Raw genomic sequence first — 16,419 nt, forward strand, 5'->3', positions numbered from 1 at the left:
TCTGCCAGCGCCCTTCTACTCTTACCTCGAGAATAACAATAACCCTTACTTCTGAGGTAGAAATGATACTGGATGCCTTTAATCTGACGGGTAAAGTAGCCATCGTGACCGGCTGCGACACGGGGCTTGGCCAGGGGATGACCCTGGGTCTGGCACAAGCTGGCTGCGATATTGTGGGCGTCAATCGAAAAATCCCTGAGGAGACCGCCGCCCGCGTCACCGCGCTGGGCCGACGTTTTATGTCCATCCAGGCCGATTTGAGTCAGCAGACCGGCATCCAGGATATCGTCACCAAAACGGTTGCTGATATGGGGCGCGTGGATATTCTGGTGAACAATGCCGGGACAATCCGCCGGGAAGATGCCCTGACGTTTTCAGAAAAAAATTGGGATGATGTAATGAATCTCAACCTGAAATCGGTCTTTTTCCTGTCTCAGGCCGTCGCGCGACAGTTTATTGCCCAGGGTGACGGTGGCAAAATTATCAATATTGCCTCTATGCTCTCTTTCCAGGGCGGCATACGGGTTCCGTCATACACCGCCTCGAAAAGCGGCGTATTGGGTATCACCCGCTTGCTAGCGAATGAATGGTCGAAGCACGGGATTAACGTCAACGCGATTGCGCCGGGTTATATGGCAACGAATAATACGCAAGCGCTGCGCGATGACGAACAACGCAGCAAGGAAATTCTGCAGCGTATTCCGGCCGAGCGCTGGGGAACCCCAGAAGATTTGCAAGGCCCGGTGGTTTTCCTGGCCTCTTCAGCCTCGGACTACGTTAATGGCTACACCTTAGCCGTAGATGGCGGCTGGCTGGCGCGTTAACGCCACTTTGTGACAAAGAGTTACACCGTCACCTCTTCCGCCTACTGTATAAAAACCCTATACTGTATGAATTGACAGTTTCGTGGATTTTATCATGACGGCGGAAGGCCACCTGCTTTTTTCAATTGCCTGTGCAGTGTTTTCTAAAAACGCTGAGCTTACCCCTGTGCTGGCCCAGGGTGACTGGTGGCATATTGTCCCTTCCGCGGTGCTGACCTGTCTGCTGCCGGATATCGATCATCCAAAATCGTTTCTCGGGCAACGGCTGAAGTGGATTGCAAAACCTATCGCGCGGGCTTTCGGCCATCGGGGGTTCACGCACAGTCTGCTAGCCGTTTTCGCTCTGCTTACCCTCTTCTATCTGAAAGTTCCCGAAAACTGGATTGTTCCCGCTGACGCCATTCAGGGAATGGTGCTGGGTTATCTCAGCCACATCCTTGCGGATATGCTGACGCCCGCCGGCGTGCCGCTGCTCTGGCCCTGCCGCTGGCGTTTTCGCTTTCCCATTCTCGCCCCGCAAAAAGGTAATCAGCTTGAGCGCGTCTTATGCATGGCGCTGTTTGCCTACGCGGTCTGGATGCCGCAAACCTTGCCCGAAAACAGTGCAGTTCGCTGGTCATCGCAGATGATCAACACGCTGCAATTTCAGTTCAATCGCTTCATTCATCATCAGATTGAACAATAAATCCACAAAACAATCACATTTGTAATAATCCATTCCATTTGGATATAAGCGCCACATCACACTTCTGCTAATCTTGCGCCAACAAGATCGGACTAGACCGGTCGTATAATAAATCAGGAGAACGGGGATGAATTTTCCACTCATCGCGAACATCGTGGTGTTCGTAGTCTTGCTATTGCTGTTGGCGCAGACGCGCCATAAACAGTGGAGTCTGGCGAAAAAGGTGCTGGTTGGCCTGGTTATGGGTGTCGTTTTTGGTCTGGCCTTGCAGGCGATCTACGGCGCGGATAATCCAGTTCTGAAAGAATCGATCCAGTGGTTTAACGTCGTCGGTAATGGCTATGTACAGCTGTTGCAAATGATTGTCATGCCGCTGGTCTTTGCGTCTATTTTGAGTGCGGTTGCACGTCTGCATAACGCGTCTCAGCTGGGCAAAATCAGTTTCCTGACCATCGGGACCTTACTGTTCACCACGCTGATTTCGGCGTTGGTGGGGGTACTTGTTACTAACCTGTTCGGCCTGACGGCTGAAGGACTGGTGCAAGGGACCGCTGAAACAGCCCGTCTTACCGCCATTGAAACCAACTACGCAGGCAAGGTAGCCGACCTTAGCGTACCGCAGCTGCTGCTCTCCTTCGTGCCTAAAAACCCGTTTGCCGATCTGACGGGTGCAAGCCCAACGTCAATCATCAGCGTGGTCATCTTTGCCGCTTTCCTGGGTGTGGCTGCTCTTAAGCTGCTGAAAGACGACGCGCCAAAAGGCCAGCGTGTTCTGACCGCGATCGATACGCTGCAGAGCTGGGTAATGAAGCTGGTGCGTCTTGTGATGCAGCTGACGCCGTACGGCGTGCTGGCGCTGATGACCAAAGTGGTGGCGGGTTCAAACCTGCAGGACATCATCAAGCTGGGTAGCTTTGTTATCGCCTCGTATCTGGGCCTGGCGATCATCTTTGTCGTGCATGGCATATTGCTGGCGGTGAACGGCGTTAGCCCGCTGAAATACTTCCGCAAAGTGTGGCCAGTGCTGACGTTCGCCTTCACCAGCCGCTCCAGCGCAGCATCTATTCCGCTGAACGTTGAAGCACAGACCCGCCGTCTGGGTGTACCGGAAGCCATTGCCAGCTTCTCCGCCTCTTTTGGCGCGACAATTGGTCAGAACGGTTGCGCGGGTCTTTACCCGGCGATGCTGGCGGTGATGGTTGCGCCGACCGTGGGCATTAACCCGTTGGATCCGATGTGGATTGCTACCCTGGTCGGTATTGTGACCGTGAGTTCCGCAGGCGTTGCCGGTGTCGGCGGCGGTGCGACCTTTGCCGCACTGATTGTGCTGCCTGCGATGGGCCTGCCGGTCACGCTGGTTGCCCTGCTGATCTCCGTTGAACCGTTAATCGATATGGGTCGTACAGCGCTGAACGTCAGCGGCTCCATGACTGCCGGTACGTTGACCAGCCAGTGGCTGAAACAGACCGATAAAGCGATTCTGGAAAGTGATGACGATGCCGAACTGGCGCATCGTTAATTGCTGCCACTAAAAAAACCGCCTTCGGGCGGTTTTTTTGTTTCTACTCTTCCTGAATATCTTCTTCCTGACGAATTTGCATCGCCCAGCGCTGCGCCGCTTCCGGCAGGCTGAACGCCGGGGAACGACGGAACGTGTGTCCGACCAGCACAAAGGCGACATATTTGCCCCGCAACTGCCAGACATCGCGAAAACCATCCACTTTAAGGGCGTGATCGGGCGGAGCAGGTTCAACGCGAGGCACGTAGCTGATAACGGGACGGTTTTGTTGGCGATACGGTTTCATAAGCGTCGGTTCACTAAGGCAAATTCTGATAGCGGGCAAAGTCTATCATAGCCGAATCCCCTCCTGCACGTTGCGCCTTGCATGCTAATGCCCCCTCTTTCGCCAATCCTCCTCTGAAAACTCTCACTTTCCCTGCTTTCAGGCGACATTGTTCTATAGTTAGTAGGCTTTTACACAATAAAGGCCGTCCTTTAGCCATTCAAACAGGAGACGAGTGCAATGTCGCATAATGATAAGACACATCAATCACCCATTCATGGCAAAGAAGAATCAGAACCCGGCATGGACTCATTAGCACCGGAAGATGGTTCCCATCGTCCTACACCGGAACCGACCGCCCCTGGCGAGCAGCCCACTGCGCCTGGCAGCCTGAAAGCCCCCGATACGGGCAACGAGAAACTGAACGCCCTTGAGCCACACCGGAAAGGCGGAGAAGGTTTTGCGCTTACCACCAATCAGGGCGTGCGCATCGCCGATGACCAAAACTCCCTGCGCGCGGGCAGCCGTGGTCCAACGCTGCTTGAAGATTTCATTCTGCGTGAAAAAATCACCCATTTTGACCATGAGCGCATTCCGGAACGTATTGTTCATGCCCGTGGTTCCGCCGCGCATGGTTATTTCCAGCCTTATAAGAGCCTGAGCGATATTACTAAAGCCGATTTCCTGTCCGACCCGGACAAGATCACGCCGGTTTTCGTACGATTTTCTACCGTGCAGGGCGGCGTCGGCTCAGCAGATACCGTCCGTGACATTCGTGGGTTCGCCACTAAATTTTATACCGACGAGGGGATCTTCGATCTCGTCGGTAACAACACCCCCGTATTCTTTATCCAGGATGCCCATAAATTCCCGGACTTCGTCCATGCGGTCAAACCGGAACCCCACTGGGCCATCCCACAGGGGCAGAGCGCGCATGACACCTTCTGGGACTATGTTTCGCTGCAACCTGAAACCCTGCATAACGTCATGTGGGCCATGTCTGACCGCGGTATCCCCCGCAGCTATCGCACCATGGAAGGCTTTGGTATCCATACCTTCCGCCTGATTAACGCAGAGGGCAAAGCCACTTTCGTCCGCTTCCACTGGAAACCGGTCGCCGGTAAAGCCTCGCTGGTCTGGGATGAAGCCCAAAAGCTGACGGGCCGCGATCCTGATTTCCATCGCCGAGAACTGTGGGAATCTATTGAAGCGGGTGATTTCCCGGAATATGAACTCGGGTTCCAGCTGATTCCGGAAGAAGACGAATTCAAGTTCGATTTCGATTTGCTCGACCCAACCAAACTGATCCCGGAAGAGCTGGTGCCTGTGCAACTGGTCGGCAAAATGGTGCTCAACCGCAACCCGGATAACTTCTTTGCCGAAAATGAGCAGGTGGCGTTCCACCCCGGACATATCGTGCCCGGCCTGGATTTCACCAACGATCCCCTGCTGCAAGGCCGCCTGTTCTCCTACACCGATACGCAGATTAGCCGTCTTGGCGGGCCGAACTTCCACGAAATCCCGATTAACCGTCCGACCTGCCCGTACCATAACTTCCAGCGCGATGGCATGCACCGGCAGGACATCGACACCAACCCGGCTAACTACGAGCCCAACTCCATTAATGATAACTGGCCTCGCGAGACGCCACCTGCGCCGAAACGCGGCGGCTTTGAGTCGTATCAGGAACGGGTCGACGGCAACAAAATCCGCGAGCGTAGCCCGTCATTTGCTGAATACTATGCGCATCCGCGCCTCTTCTGGCACAGCCAGACCCCGATTGAACAGCAACACATTATCGGCGGTTTCAGTTTTGAGCTGAGCAAAGTGGTACGCACCTATATTCGTGAACGCGTTGTAGACCAGCTCACGCGGATTGACATCCAGCTCGCGCAAAGCGTGGCGGATAATCTGGGGATCACGCTCACCGACGAGCAACGCCATGCGGCGCCGCCGCAGGATGTGAATGGCCTGAAGAAAGATCCGTCTCTAAGCCTCTATGCCGTGCCTGGTGGTTCGATTAAAGGGCGCGTCGTCGCCATTCTTCTGAACGACAACACCCGCGCCAGCGATCTGCTGGGCATTATGCAGGCGCTGAAATCCAAAGGCGTTCACGCCAAACTGCTCTATTCCCGTATGGGGGAAGTCACCGCTGATGATGGCTCCGTACTGCCAATTGCCGCCACCTTTGCGGGTGCGCCGTCGCTGACGGTGGACGCGGTCATTGTGCCCTGCGGTGATATCAGTAGCCTGCTCGGCAACGGGGACGCGGCGTATTACCTGCTTGAAGCGTATAAGCATCTTAAGCCTGTCGCACTGGCCGGTGACGCACGGCAGTTTAAAACATTGCTGAAGGTTGCCGATCAGGGCGAAGAAGGCATTGTGGAGGCTGACAACGCGGACAACGCGTTTATGGACGAACTGTTCGATCTGCTTGCCGCCCATCGGGTATGGTCGCGTAGCAGTAAAACCGCTCAAATTCCGGCATAAAAAAACCGGGTAGCCTTGCGCTACCCGGCATTTCTTACAGATCCCTGAACGTTCCCAGTCGGTATCCGCGTGCGGCGATCGCCTTTTTCAGCGATGCCGACGTCAGCACATCCAGTTCCGCCAGACGCGGCCAACAGTAGGCGCTTTTACGCACGGTGTTATCGACAAACGCCGGATGGGTCATCATCTCAAACGATTTTTCCCCGCGGGCTGCCGAGGCGTCCAGCACCTGCAAAAACAGCGCTTCATCAATCGCCTCGCCATAAAACTCACTGCTGTACCCTTCCGTCGTCGGCGCGGCGCTGAGTGAAAGGCCATGCCGGGCGATCTCCTGACGATCCACGCGCATCGCCACGCCTTTACGCTTGGCAAAGTCAGCGACGATGGGGAAAATCGCCGGGATCATATGCACATGGTGGTGGCTGTCGATATGCGTTGGCGCATGACCAAAAAGCTCGGTAAAGCGCGTAAACTGACACTCCAGCTCCCCGGCAATCTGATCAAGCGGCAAATCGCCCTGCTCCGCCCTTTCCCAGATCCATTTCCCCAGCAGTCCGTCGCGCGTCAGTCCCGTCAGTGGCGTGAGCGGCGTGCCCAGGGTCAGTACAAAATGCATACCTACGCCCAGCATCGGCAGCTCACGGCTCAACGCGGCAGCGTGCGCGCAGGCTTCGCCGTTGACCATCGCGGTGGTGGAGGTCACCACGCCGTGACGACAGGCTTCCACAATGCCGTAGTTTTGCCCTTTTGACAGGCCAAAATCATCGGCATTCACGATAAGCAGATTTTCCATCCTGATGCCTCTTAGTGATGTTCACGTTTCAGTTTTTCGGCGGTGGCGGCAAAGTTTGGCAGCCACTTTTCATGCGCCAGAATCATTTCACGCGCCAGCGATTCCGCATCACGGTCTGAATGCACCAGCGGGCTCAGGTTGAGCGCCAGAAGAACATCGTTAAACTCACCGCTCAGCGCGGCGTGGCTCGCAGCCACTTCGAAGCCTTTAATGGTATGGATAAGCCCCATCACTTTGTCATCGAAATGAGTAATGCGCGTGTGAGGTTTCGCCCCGTCGCGACCCAGGATACAGGTCATCTCCACGGCCCAGTCTGCGGGAATATTATCGATGTGACCGTGGTGAGGCACGTTCACGTAGTGCTCAGCCTGCTTATCATTGAAAATGGCGTTGATCACCTCGCAGGCCGCGTCAGAATAGTACGCTCCACCGCGCTGCTCCAGCTCTTTAGGCTTCACGTCCAGGTGAGGGTCTTTATACAGTTCAAAGAGCTGTTTCTCGACTTTCTGCACCACCTGTGCGCGCGCACCGCCCTTATAGTATTCGCCCATTTCAATGGCGAGCATCTCTTTTTGCTTGAAGTAATAAAGCAGGTAGGAGCATGGCAGCAGATTCAGAGAGCGGATCAATCCTTCGCTGAACGGCAGGTCGAAGATATTTTTCACCGACCCTGCCGTGAGACGACCGGACGCCACGCCATCCAGCAGTTCGGCAAAACGCGATTCGCCGTTCACCAGCACGTCTTTGATAAAGACCATATGGTTAAGACCAAACAGATCGATAGAGAGTGCATCCTCATCGGTCAATGCCAGCACGTCGCGGATAAACATTTTCATGCCAATAGGGATATTACAAACCCCAATGAAACGCCTGAACCCGGTGTGGCGATAGACGGCTTCCGTCACCATGCCGGCGGGGTTGGTGAAGTTAATGACCCATGCGTTTGGACAAATCTCTTCGACGTCTTTGATAATGTCAAAAATGACCGGAATGGTTCGCAACCCTTTAAACAGCCCTCCCGCTCCGTTAGTCTCCTGACCCAGATAGCCATGGCTTAAAGGAATTCGCTCATCGAGTTCACGGGCTTTCAGCTGACCCACGCGCAGCTGCGTCGTGACAAAGTCGGCGTCTTTTAAGGCCAGACGACGATCCAGCGTTTTATGAACGGTAAGCGGTACGCCTGCCTTTTTTACCATGCGCTGGCACAGGTCGAAAATAATATCCAGCTTCTCCTGTCCCTCTTCAACGTCCACCAGCCATAATTCGCTGACCGGTAATTCATTATAACGTTTCAGAAAGCCTTCCAGTAATTCGGGGGTATAACTGCTGCCGCCGCCAATTGTGACTACTTTTAATTTCTGTTGCATAATATCTCCCTTAGCGTGTCAGGTTAGCCGCCTGCAAAGTATAGGGGACTCTTCCCGCTATTTTGGGCAAGCGCTTACGTCAATCTGCTCTGGCGGTGATGACCGCCAGCGTTAATTAATTACCGTCAGACTCTTTCGATAACTGCTCGGCGTAAATGAAGTGAGTTTTTTAAACGTTTTAATAAACAGGCTGGGGCTACTGTAACCCGACTCGTAGGCGATATCCGTAATCGAATAGTTGGTTATTTCCAGCTGTTTTTTAGCAAAGTTAATGCGGATTTCATTTATGATCTGCACAGGCGTTTTACGGTAATAACGCTGCGTCGCGCGGGTCAAATATTCCTGTGACTTTCCGGACAGGGCGACCATATTTTCCAGCGCATTTTCACTGAATTGACATTTATCGTGCATCATTTCAACGGTACCGCGCAGCCAGTGTGGAATATCATCCATGACCTGCTGCTCATCCCGGTGGTGACGCAGGCGATTCATCACGTAGAACGTCACCGTTTCGATAAACTCATCAAATTCGCTGTCACGGAAGTTCAGTGAGGCAATGACCGTTTCGATCCAGGTCATGAATTCGTTTTTAACGCGATACACCTGCGAGGCCACAAAGCAGAACGGCACCAGCGGCAGGTAGTGCTTTTCGAAGAAACGGCGGCTAACGCCCACGTTCAGAATGCGGGTCGCGCCAAATTCATAAAAGCTCTGGTGATAGGACCCCATCGGGAGAAAGACAAAATCACCCCGCTCCAGCAGGACACGCTTGCCGTTGATCTCCTGATAGTATCGCCCGGTCAAAACGATGGTGAATTCGTAGTAGTCATGCTGGTGCAAGCCACTGGCGCTTTCCGTTTTATTGTAGATAACCACGTGAAAATTCTTGCCATTAAACAGAAGCTGCTCAAGTGCGGTTTTGATTTCCATCGTGTTTACCTCCTGCTGCCTGTGCTGTCTTAATGCAATTTTTCGTGAAGTTCGATGAGCTCAGCGACCAGTTCACGCGCCAGCATTGAGGTCATCAGGTGATCCTGCGCATGCACCAGCACCAGGCTCACCTTCATCTTACCTTCGCCCTGATCGCCTTCTATCAACTTCGTTTGCACCAGGTGGGCTTCATTAAGGGCAAGCCGCGACTGGTCCATCATGGTTTTGGCGGCGTCGAAATCGCCCTGTTTGGCTTGTTTCAGTGCGGCATACGCCAGGCTGCGCGCCTGACCGGAATTGATGATAAGGCCCATCACCACCTCTTCCAGATCGTTCTCTGCGGCTTCTTCTGCAACGATACTCTCTAAATCTAACATCTTTCTGCTCCTTTTGGCTGGCGCGGGTCGCCCCGCGCCGGGCAATTTTAGAATTTCAGTGCGAGGGCGATATCCTCTTCGCTCTCTTCTTCATCGATAACGGTCGCCGCTTTGTTTGCAATCGCCACGAAAGGCATATAAAGCAGGGTGGCAATCCCGAGGTTGAATATCGCCAGCAGGAAGGCGGCAACGCTACCGTTGGTATTAAAGAATGCCCCCAGACCTGCCGGCATTGTCCACGGCGCAATGTTGGTCACCGGCGGGATAATCCCCAGGTAATAGGCCGTCAGGGTAATGGCTGCCAGCAGTGGCTGAATCAGCACGAACGGGATAAACATCACCGGGTTCATGATAATCGGCAGACCAAACAGGATAGGTTCGTTGATCTGGAAGATGCCGGATGGCAGTGCCAGCTTCGCTACCTGGCGGTGGTCCGCCCGGCGAGAGACAATAAAGACCGCGATGATCAGACCCAGTGTCGCCCCGGTTCCCCCCAGGAAGATATAGGAATCAAGCATCGGCTTCGCCCACACATGGAAGGTTTTACCCGCAGCCAGCGCCGCGTCAACGGAGCCGTATTGCTGATAAAGGGCAACGTTTTCCAGTGCCCACGGGGTCATGATACCGCTGTCCAGCGCCGCCAGTGCCAGTGAACCATGCACGCCGAAGAACCACAGCAGGGAGGTGAAAATGACATACGCCCATCCGACCACGCCACCCATCGACGCCAGCGGCGTAGAGATAGAGTCCATGATGATCTGATGGAAGTTCGTGCCCCAGTGAGAGAGCGCCCAGGCGATAATCCCCATAACCGAAAGGATGATAAAGCCTGGAATCAACGCGGAAAAAGAGCGGGCGACGGACGCGGGAACGCTATCAGGCAGGCGAATCACCCAGTTGCGACGGATAATGAAGGTAAACATCTCCGCCACGACCAGCCCAATAACAATGCCGGAAATAATATTCGCGCCACCCAGCCAGTTTGCACCGACGGCGTAGGCTTCGCCTACAGTGTATGGCGTGACCGTCATAAAGGCGGCAACGGATAATAAACCTGCGGCCAGCGGATCGACTTTGCGTTCTTCTGCCAGCGCCATACCAATAAAGAAAGGCGCCATCAGCGACATAATGCCCAACGTACCGTTGTAAACATTACCGCCAATGGCTTTAAGACCATTAAGGGTTTCAATCGTAGAAGCATCTAATCGAATGCCCAATGAATAAAAGAAAGAACCTTCGCCAAAACTCAAAAATACGTTGTTGATTAATACAAACATCGCACCCGCCAGCGTCAACGGCATTAATTTAATAAAACCGTTTTTGATGGCGTTAACGTGCGGCTGCTTTCCTATTTTAACAGCAAAAGGAAGGAGTACCTTTTCAAGTGAAGCGATGACTTTACTCATAGGAAATACCCTTAAATGCCGCAACAATGTTGCGGCGTATTGTTATGTGAAATCACTCTTTGACGGGAAAAATAAATAATTAATTTGCTGCAAATTTTTTAATGGCTGCAACAGCAGCTTTTAACACACCTAAACCATCAATTTTGCCGTACAGCACAGAATCGATGACTTCTACCGGTTTGTTCGGTAATAACCGCTGAATCTCAGGCAACATATAGGCAATTTGCGGACCCAGCAAAACGACATCCGCGTTCGGACCTTTTTCACCGGCCAGGGTTTCCGGGAAGGCTTCGATGACCACGGGCACCTCATACTTTTCTGCTTGTGCACGCATCTTAGAAACCAGTAGCGAGGTTGACATGCCCGCAGAGCAGAACAAATAGATATGTTTCTTTTCCATAACAACTTCCCTCTCGTATGACCACCCACGCTGAGCGCCTGCGGGTGTTACTCTTGTTTGTCATTGAAATCGAGTATACGGCAAGGGGCATCGGGGGGGATAATTCTAAATCGACTGAAATTGTCTCTCATTGACCTGGTGTTTTGACTGCCTTCACATTTCATGCAAATAATTCGCGAAGATAAATAAGATTCCTGAATACATAAAAAAACCGGCCAAATGGCCGGTTCGTTATCGTGTCAGGCAGAAAGGTTACTGAGCCTTAGGTGCCTGCGGATCGGTATCGTACTCTGCACAGGACTGATAGCCTGAATTCATTACGTGTCCGGTGTCATCCAGCGCGACAAAATAGGTCTCGGCTTTACCATCCCGTTGACCCAGGATGTAAGTCTGACAAGTACCACGTGCGTGAATCATCGTCACTTCTGAAGAAGGTTTACCGGCCAGCTCCGCGACCTGGGCGCGGCTCATGCCTTTTTTAACATCCTTCACGACAGGTTCTTTAAACTGATCGGTAGTGCGATCATAAGCTGTACACCCTGCCAGCATAGTCAATACGGCCGCTGCGCTTAAAATTCCTGCTACGTTCTTGTTCATATTCCGTCCTCTTGTTTATCAGCGTGTTATCTAAGCATGGAATAAAAAGTGCAATTCATCAACTTTGCGTGTGACGCCTGAGGTTTTTCGGAAAATTCCAACAAAACAAGGATAAGCCGTTTTTGACGCAATTTGCCGCAGACGAATCTGTGATCCTTGTCGTTTTCCGTCCAAAGGGTTAGCTTTAAGACATCACTCATCTGCTTTGTTTGCTAATGGAGGGCGTTATGGCTCTGCAACACGAGATTATTCAGGCTCTGGGCGTTCAACCCACCATCGATGCTAATGCGGAAATTCGCCGCAGCGTCGACTTTTTGAAATCCTACGTGAAAACCTATCCTTTCCTGAAATCGCTGGTACTGGGCATCAGCGGCGGCCAGGATTCTACCCTTGCCGGTAAACTCTGCCAGATGGCCATTACTGAACTCCGTCAGGAATCGGGCGATGAGGAGCTGCAGTTTATCGCGGTTCGCTTGCCGTATGGCGTTCAGGCCGACGAGCAGGATTGCCAGGACGCGATTGCGTTTATTCAACCCGATCGCGTACTGACGGTAAATATTAAAGGGGCGGTTCTGGCGAGCGAGCAGGCGTTGCGCGAGGCGGGCATTGAACTGAGCGATTTTGTGCGCGGCAATGAAAAAGCCCGTGAGCGCATGAAAGCGCAGTACAGCATTGCCGGCATGACCAAAGGCGTGGTGGTCGGCACCGATCACGCCGCCGAAGCGGTCACGGGCTTCTACACGAAATACGGCGACGGCGGAACGGACCTCAACCCACTTTTCCGCCTGAACAAGCGTCAGGGGAAACAGCTGCTGGCGGCACTGGGATGTCCGGAGCATCTTTATAAAAAGGCCCCAACCGCCGATCTCGAAGACGATCGCCCTTCCCTGCCTGACGAAGCGGCGCTGGGCGTTACCTATGAAAACATTGATGATTATCTTGAAGGTAAACCCGTCGAGGAGAGCATTGCCCGCATTATCGAAGGCTGGTACATCAAGACCGAACATAAACGCCGCCCGCCGGTAACCATCTTTGACGATTTCTGGAAACGCTAATCTCAAAAACGGTAACCTCAGGGTTACCGTTTTATCGCTCACATCCTGCCTGATGTTTACACCCTACAGACCGCCACGCTAAAGCGCACCCGCCTCTTTTTTAACCAGACAACACCTGATACACTGTATGCCTGAACAGTATGGAGAGTTTTTTGTGAGCAGGCGTCAATCTGCCCCGCGTCTGGAGTTCGAAGCGGCGGCCATCTATGAATATCCTGAACATCTTCGCCCGTGGCTGGAAGCATTACCTAAGCAGCCCGGCGTCTATTTTTTTCATGGCGAAAGCGAGGCGATGCCGCTTTATATCGGCAAAAGCGTCAATATCCGCAGCCGCGTACTGTCGCATCTGCGCACGCCGGATGAAGCCTCTATGTTGCGCCAGTCCCGCCGCATCACCTTCATTCAGACCGCGGGAGAGCTGGGTGCGTTACTTCTTGAAGCCCGGCTGATTAAAGAGCAGCAGCCGCTGTTTAATAAGCGCCTGCGCCGTAATCGTCAGCTTTGCTCCCTGCAAATCATCGACGGCAAGCCGCAGGTGGTCTATGCCCGTGAGGTTGACTTCTCACGTGCGCCCAATCTGTTCGGCCTGTTCGCCAACCGCCGCTCGGCGCTGCAAACGCTGCAAACGCTGGCCGATGAGCAACAGCTCTGTTACGGCCTGTTAGGGCTGGAATCGGTCACGCGGGGGCGCGCCTGTTTTCGTTCGGCGCTAAAACGCTGTGCGGGGGCGTGCTGTGGTAAAGAGAGCGTCGAGGCGCATCAGGCGCGGTTACTGTCCGGATTGTCGACGTTACGCGTCAACTGCTGGCCGTGGAAGAGCGCCGTTGCGCTCAAAGAGACCCGCGAAGGGATGACCCACTATCACATCATCCACAACTGGTTCTGGCTGGGCGCCGTTGAGACATTGCATGAGGCCGCCGAATTAATGCGCTCCCCCGCCGGATTCGATCACGACGGGTATAAGATCCTCTGCAAACCGTTGCTGGGCGGCACCTATGACGTAATTGAACTCAATGACCCGGAAGCCAGGTGATTTCGCTAAAGAGCACCGTTCCTGTGGATTCCAGTAAGCGTAGGGTGTGCGTCCCCTCCTGCCAGCTCGCCCCCTGATCCGGGGTCAGCAGCTTTTCACCCAGTTGCCATGCACCGCTTAACACGAAAACCACCCCGCCCCGCGAGCCAAACGTGGTGAAGGTGCGATCGGCAACACGCACTTTCGCTTTGCAGCTCTCGCGACGGGTCATGATGTTGAAGTCCATCGACATCTGGCCCTCTGTCAGCGTCGCCTTCACCGGAAGATCGCCCTCAAAGCTAAAAGGCTGATGGCGTTTTAACGTATGGCAAAAGCGCTGGCCTGCCTCCAGCGTCACCTCACCGCCTTCCAGCAGGGTAATGACGCGGTCTACGCCCGGGAAAAGGGAAAATTCGCCGTTACTGGCGATAGAAGCAATACTGGCACGCCAGTTAAAATCTCGCGTCGCAGGCGGAAAGCAGCAAATCTCCCGCGTTTCGCCCGCGCCATTACGCCAAAGGTTGATCGGCATTTTGCGGATATCAAAGAACTCCATCACCACTCCTGAAAGGCGCAACGCGCACCAGGGCGACGCGGTAACCCGTGTCGCTGTCTTATTTGTTATCGTTAGGTAGTCTCAGACGTATTATCGGCAGCGCGATGAAAGGGCTTAGCCTGACGTGTAAAAAAAGAGTAACGCCCTGACTATGCTAAACATTTCAGCGACTGCATACAGGAGAATACCCCTCCTGCCGCATCTGACAAGAGGGGAAGAAAAAAATAAGATCGCCAGATCGGGATTTTGCGAGGGTACCCGTAAAAACAACGAAAAACCGCCGGACCTGTTCACCGCGTAATGCGCGTTTGTGAACAGGATCCGGCGGTCTTGATAGGGTGTGCTAATTACTCAGCAGCAGGGGCCATTTTACCTTCCGGCGCATGACGTTCTGTCAGACGCTTCTCAAAATTGGCATTAAACTGTTTTTTCTGTTCCGGGGTCAGAATGTTGTAAATCTTATTCTGGGTTTCCATACGTGCCAGCATACCGTCTTTATGCTGTGCAGCCATCTTATCGATTTGCGCTTCCGCCCTGGCTTTATCGAAGCTGTCGCTGGCGATGATGTCGTGCATTGTGCGGCGCTCTTCCAGCGAAGGACGTTTCATCCGATCGCGCTGGCTTTTCATGATGTCGCGAACCTGTTGTTTCTGGGCATCCGTCAGGTTGAGGTCTTTGAACATCATCATCTCGTGATGCATGCCCGGCTTACCTTTGTGGTGCATCATTTTGCCTTCGGTCGGCGCAGCGGTGGTGGTTGAGGTATCCGCGGCGAACGCCATGCTGGTAGCGCCCAAAGCCAGGGTAGAAGCAACAAACAGTGCAGTTAATTTACGCATAATAGTTGGTCCTTTCTTTCAGTTATTCTTCGGCGCTATGCCGTGTTGACGAGATTAACTTTACGGGGTTTATCGTCAATAAGTCAGAGCAACGGTAAATCAATGAAAGTATAAAAAACACTTTATCGCCAACTATGGAGAAATAAAGGAGAAAGGATGGAGAGTTGAAACAAGAATAAACAACCAGATGATTTTAAAGAGATTATGGAGGAGTATAACCAGGGAGAGATTAATAATAAAGCAGTTCTCCAGGAATATTCTGCAAAATCTCTCAGGCCGCGCTGAATGCCAAGAAAAAAACGCATCCCCCCTCCTCAGGAGGAGGAATTTATCGCCTCAGGTTATTTTCTCCAGCATTAAGCCTGCCCGTAAACCCAACGCCACAGATGGGTTCGGGAAAAGAACATATTCGGTACTTTTCTGCACCTCGTAACGTTCATCCCCCTCTTCCGCCAGCAGAACGCCCTGTCGAAAAGGGGTAAAGTTGAGCGTGTGAGCCGCCATGTGCAGGATAAAAGCCTCGCTGCGACGGGTAAGTTGCTGCACCACGCGATAGCGTTCGACTTTTCCGGACGGATGCTGCGTCGCCTCACCGGCGAGCAAGGCGCGCAGCGCGAGATGGGTGGCCGCAAATTGCGTCAAATCATTGTGACCAAACGGCAGGGCTTTCCCTAACTCCAGCGTGCAGGCAAGTGCGCCAAAATGCTCGCAGCTAAAGTGGGTGAAGGTACCGCCAGGCGACTGGTGGAAGACCAGCGCTTCGAGACCCGCATCGCCCAGCCAGCTCAGGAAAGCCTCATCCCAGGGTTTCTCGCGCTGCGGCAGGACGCCAAACCGCATGTGGTAGGAGGCCCGAATGGCGGTATGCAGGTCCAGATGCCAGCGATCCTCGCCCCCGGTTGCAAAAAAGGCGCTGACGGCGCTTTCCAGCGCCTGTGCCCGCAGCGTCTCGTCGTTTTCAGGGAAGTGGACCCAGCGGCCGCCGAACATCCGGTTCATGTCGCTGGACAGATAACGTTTGTTCTGAGCGAGCGCGGGCGGATTTCCCAGCACCACCAGCAGCCGACAGGTTAAGGTTACCTCACCGCGAAATAACGCCCGCAGAAGCAGATCGACAATCTCGACGGGCGCCGTCTCGTTACCGTGGATCCCGGCCGAGAGCACCAGGGAGCGTTCGGTTGACTGATGCGGCGTCAGCGCCAGTAAACCACTCCCCAGCCAGCGCCAGTGAAAATACGCACTCTCTCCTTCTACCTGATTTGGAGTTTCATTGGCCAGCGTCAGTGCCAGTAGATTTTCCATGG

Annotated in this window: 16 protein-coding genes and 1 pseudogene; 6 read left to right on the top strand and 11 right to left on the bottom strand. The window is 53.5% G+C overall.

The genetic code is table 11. The features are described from left to right. Positions 1-62 precede the first annotated feature (62 nt). From kduD to LZP96_RS01055, 3 genes are all read left to right on the top strand, one after another. Positions 63-824 (top strand): 2-dehydro-3-deoxy-D-gluconate 5-dehydrogenase KduD, encoded by a 762-nt coding sequence (gene kduD, locus LZP96_RS01045; protein ID WP_064325803.1) that lies wholly within the window; start codon positions 63-65, stop codon positions 822-824. Positions 825-918: 94 nt separating this feature from the next. Then, positions 919-1,509 carry a metal-dependent hydrolase gene (locus LZP96_RS01050; RefSeq protein WP_064325802.1) on the top strand — a complete coding sequence of 197 codons (591 nt, stop codon included), beginning with the start codon at positions 919-921 and terminating at the stop codon, positions 1,507-1,509. 127 nt (positions 1,510-1,636) lie between these two features. Beyond that, positions 1,637-3,028 carry an L-cystine transporter gene (locus LZP96_RS01055; protein WP_064325801.1) on the top strand — a complete coding sequence of 464 codons (1,392 nt, stop codon included), beginning with the start codon at positions 1,637-1,639 and terminating at the stop codon, positions 3,026-3,028. 43 nt (positions 3,029-3,071) lie between these two features. Here the strand turns inward: LZP96_RS01055 and cedA are convergent, their stop codons facing one another. After that, on the bottom strand, positions 3,072-3,314 hold the full coding sequence (cedA, locus tag LZP96_RS01060; RefSeq protein ID WP_064325800.1) for a cell division activator CedA: 243 nt from the start codon (positions 3,312-3,314) through the stop codon (positions 3,072-3,074). A gap of 219 nt (positions 3,315-3,533) precedes the next feature. On the opposite strand from cedA, the gene katE reads away from it, so the two are divergent. Continuing rightward, positions 3,534-5,783, top strand: a complete 2,250-nt coding sequence (katE, locus tag LZP96_RS01065) for a catalase HPII (protein WP_064325799.1) — start codon at positions 3,534-3,536, stop codon at positions 5,781-5,783. A gap of 34 nt (positions 5,784-5,817) precedes the next feature. On the opposite strand, the gene chbG is transcribed toward katE, so the two are convergent. The 7 genes and pseudogenes from chbG to osmE form a co-directional block, all read right to left on the bottom strand. Next, complete coding sequence (gene chbG / locus LZP96_RS01070; RefSeq protein ID WP_064325798.1) at positions 5,818-6,576, bottom strand: chitin disaccharide deacetylase; 759 nt, start codon at positions 6,574-6,576, stop codon at positions 5,818-5,820. Positions 6,577-6,587: 11 nt separating this feature from the next. After that, positions 6,588-7,943: a 6-phospho-beta-glucosidase gene (locus LZP96_RS01075; RefSeq protein ID WP_064325797.1), complete on the bottom strand. Its 1,356-nt coding sequence runs from the start codon at positions 7,941-7,943 to the stop codon at positions 6,588-6,590. Positions 7,944-8,054: 111 nt separating this feature from the next. Beyond that, positions 8,055-8,912, bottom strand: coding sequence for a transcriptional regulator ChbR (chbR, locus tag LZP96_RS01080; RefSeq protein WP_257789909.1), 858 nt, complete (start codon positions 8,910-8,912; stop codon positions 8,055-8,057). Continuing rightward, positions 8,903-9,250 (bottom strand): PTS N,N'-diacetylchitobiose transporter subunit IIA, encoded by a 348-nt coding sequence (gene chbA / locus LZP96_RS01085; RefSeq protein WP_064325795.1) that lies wholly within the window; start codon positions 9,248-9,250, stop codon positions 8,903-8,905. The genes chbR and chbA overlap by 10 nt, the downstream gene beginning before the upstream one ends. Positions 9,251-9,297: 47 nt before the next feature. Further along, entirely contained in the window at positions 9,298-10,656 is a 1,359-nt protein-coding gene (chbC, locus tag LZP96_RS01090; RefSeq protein ID WP_064325794.1) for a PTS N,N'-diacetylchitobiose transporter subunit IIC, read from the bottom strand. Between the two features lie 79 nt (positions 10,657-10,735). Continuing rightward, positions 10,736-11,068 (bottom strand): annotated as a pseudogene (locus LZP96_RS01095) (PTS sugar transporter subunit IIB); the annotation flags it as partial. 240 nt (positions 11,069-11,308) lie between these two features. Next, entirely contained in the window at positions 11,309-11,653 is a 345-nt protein-coding gene (gene osmE / locus LZP96_RS01100) for an osmotically-inducible lipoprotein OsmE (RefSeq protein WP_064325792.1), read from the bottom strand. A 227-nt stretch (positions 11,654-11,880) separates the two neighbouring features. Here osmE and nadE point away from each other — a divergent pair, with 227 nt between their 5' ends. Then, complete coding sequence (gene nadE, locus LZP96_RS01105) at positions 11,881-12,708, top strand: NAD(+) synthase (protein ID WP_064325791.1); 828 nt, start codon at positions 11,881-11,883, stop codon at positions 12,706-12,708. 154 nt (positions 12,709-12,862) lie between these two features. Next, complete coding sequence (gene cho, locus LZP96_RS01110) at positions 12,863-13,741, top strand: excinuclease Cho (RefSeq protein ID WP_198324760.1); 879 nt, start codon at positions 12,863-12,865, stop codon at positions 13,739-13,741. Here the strand turns inward: cho and ves are convergent. The 3 genes from ves to astE form a co-directional block, all read right to left on the bottom strand. Further along, entirely contained in the window at positions 13,719-14,276 is a 558-nt protein-coding gene (gene ves / locus LZP96_RS01115; protein ID WP_064325789.1) for an environmental stress-induced protein Ves, read from the bottom strand. The two genes, cho and ves, sit on opposite strands and share 23 nt — an antisense overlap. 347 nt (positions 14,277-14,623) lie before the next feature. After that, on the bottom strand, positions 14,624-15,115 hold the full coding sequence (gene spy, locus LZP96_RS01120; RefSeq protein ID WP_064325788.1) for an ATP-independent periplasmic protein-refolding chaperone Spy: 492 nt from the start codon (positions 15,113-15,115) through the stop codon (positions 14,624-14,626). A 336-nt stretch (positions 15,116-15,451) separates the two neighbouring features. After that, the gene (gene astE, locus LZP96_RS01125; protein ID WP_064325787.1) at positions 15,452-16,417 is read right to left on the bottom strand and encodes a succinylglutamate desuccinylase; all 966 of its coding nucleotides are present in this window, start codon (positions 16,415-16,417) and stop codon (positions 15,452-15,454) included. Positions 16,418-16,419 lie beyond the last annotated feature (2 nt).

Origin of the sequence: Huaxiibacter chinensis, from assembly GCF_022171985.1 — a bacterium.
Taxonomy (GTDB): domain Bacteria; phylum Pseudomonadota; class Gammaproteobacteria; order Enterobacterales; family Enterobacteriaceae; genus Enterobacter; species Enterobacter chinensis_A.

Coding starts and splice junctions, on each gene's coding strand:
- cedA (WP_064325800.1), bottom strand. CDS start 3,314: ATGAAACCGTATCGCCAACAAAACCGTCCCGTTATCAGCTACGTGCCT.
- ves (WP_064325789.1), bottom strand. CDS start 14,276: ATGGAGTTCTTTGATATCCGCAAAATGCCGATCAACCTTTGGCGTAAT.
- LZP96_RS01050 (WP_064325802.1), top strand. CDS start 919: ATGACGGCGGAAGGCCACCTGCTTTTTTCAATTGCCTGTGCAGTGTTT.
- osmE (WP_064325792.1), bottom strand. CDS start 11,653: ATGAACAAGAACGTAGCAGGAATTTTAAGCGCAGCGGCCGTATTGACT.
- chbC (WP_064325794.1), bottom strand. CDS start 10,656: ATGAGTAAAGTCATCGCTTCACTTGAAAAGGTACTCCTTCCTTTTGCT.
- chbG (WP_064325798.1), bottom strand. CDS start 6,576: ATGGAAAATCTGCTTATCGTGAATGCCGATGATTTTGGCCTGTCAAAA.
- chbA (WP_064325795.1), bottom strand. CDS start 9,250: ATGTTAGATTTAGAGAGTATCGTTGCAGAAGAAGCCGCAGAGAACGAT.
- katE (WP_064325799.1), top strand. CDS start 3,534: ATGTCGCATAATGATAAGACACATCAATCACCCATTCATGGCAAAGAA.
- LZP96_RS01055 (WP_064325801.1), top strand. CDS start 1,637: ATGAATTTTCCACTCATCGCGAACATCGTGGTGTTCGTAGTCTTGCTA.
- LZP96_RS01075 (WP_064325797.1), bottom strand. CDS start 7,943: ATGCAACAGAAATTAAAAGTAGTCACAATTGGCGGCGGCAGCAGTTAT.
- astE (WP_064325787.1), bottom strand. CDS start 16,417: ATGGAAAATCTACTGGCACTGACGCTGGCCAATGAAACTCCAAATCAG.
- kduD (WP_064325803.1), top strand. CDS start 63: ATGATACTGGATGCCTTTAATCTGACGGGTAAAGTAGCCATCGTGACC.
- spy (WP_064325788.1), bottom strand. CDS start 15,115: ATGCGTAAATTAACTGCACTGTTTGTTGCTTCTACCCTGGCTTTGGGC.
- nadE (WP_064325791.1), top strand. CDS start 11,881: ATGGCTCTGCAACACGAGATTATTCAGGCTCTGGGCGTTCAACCCACC.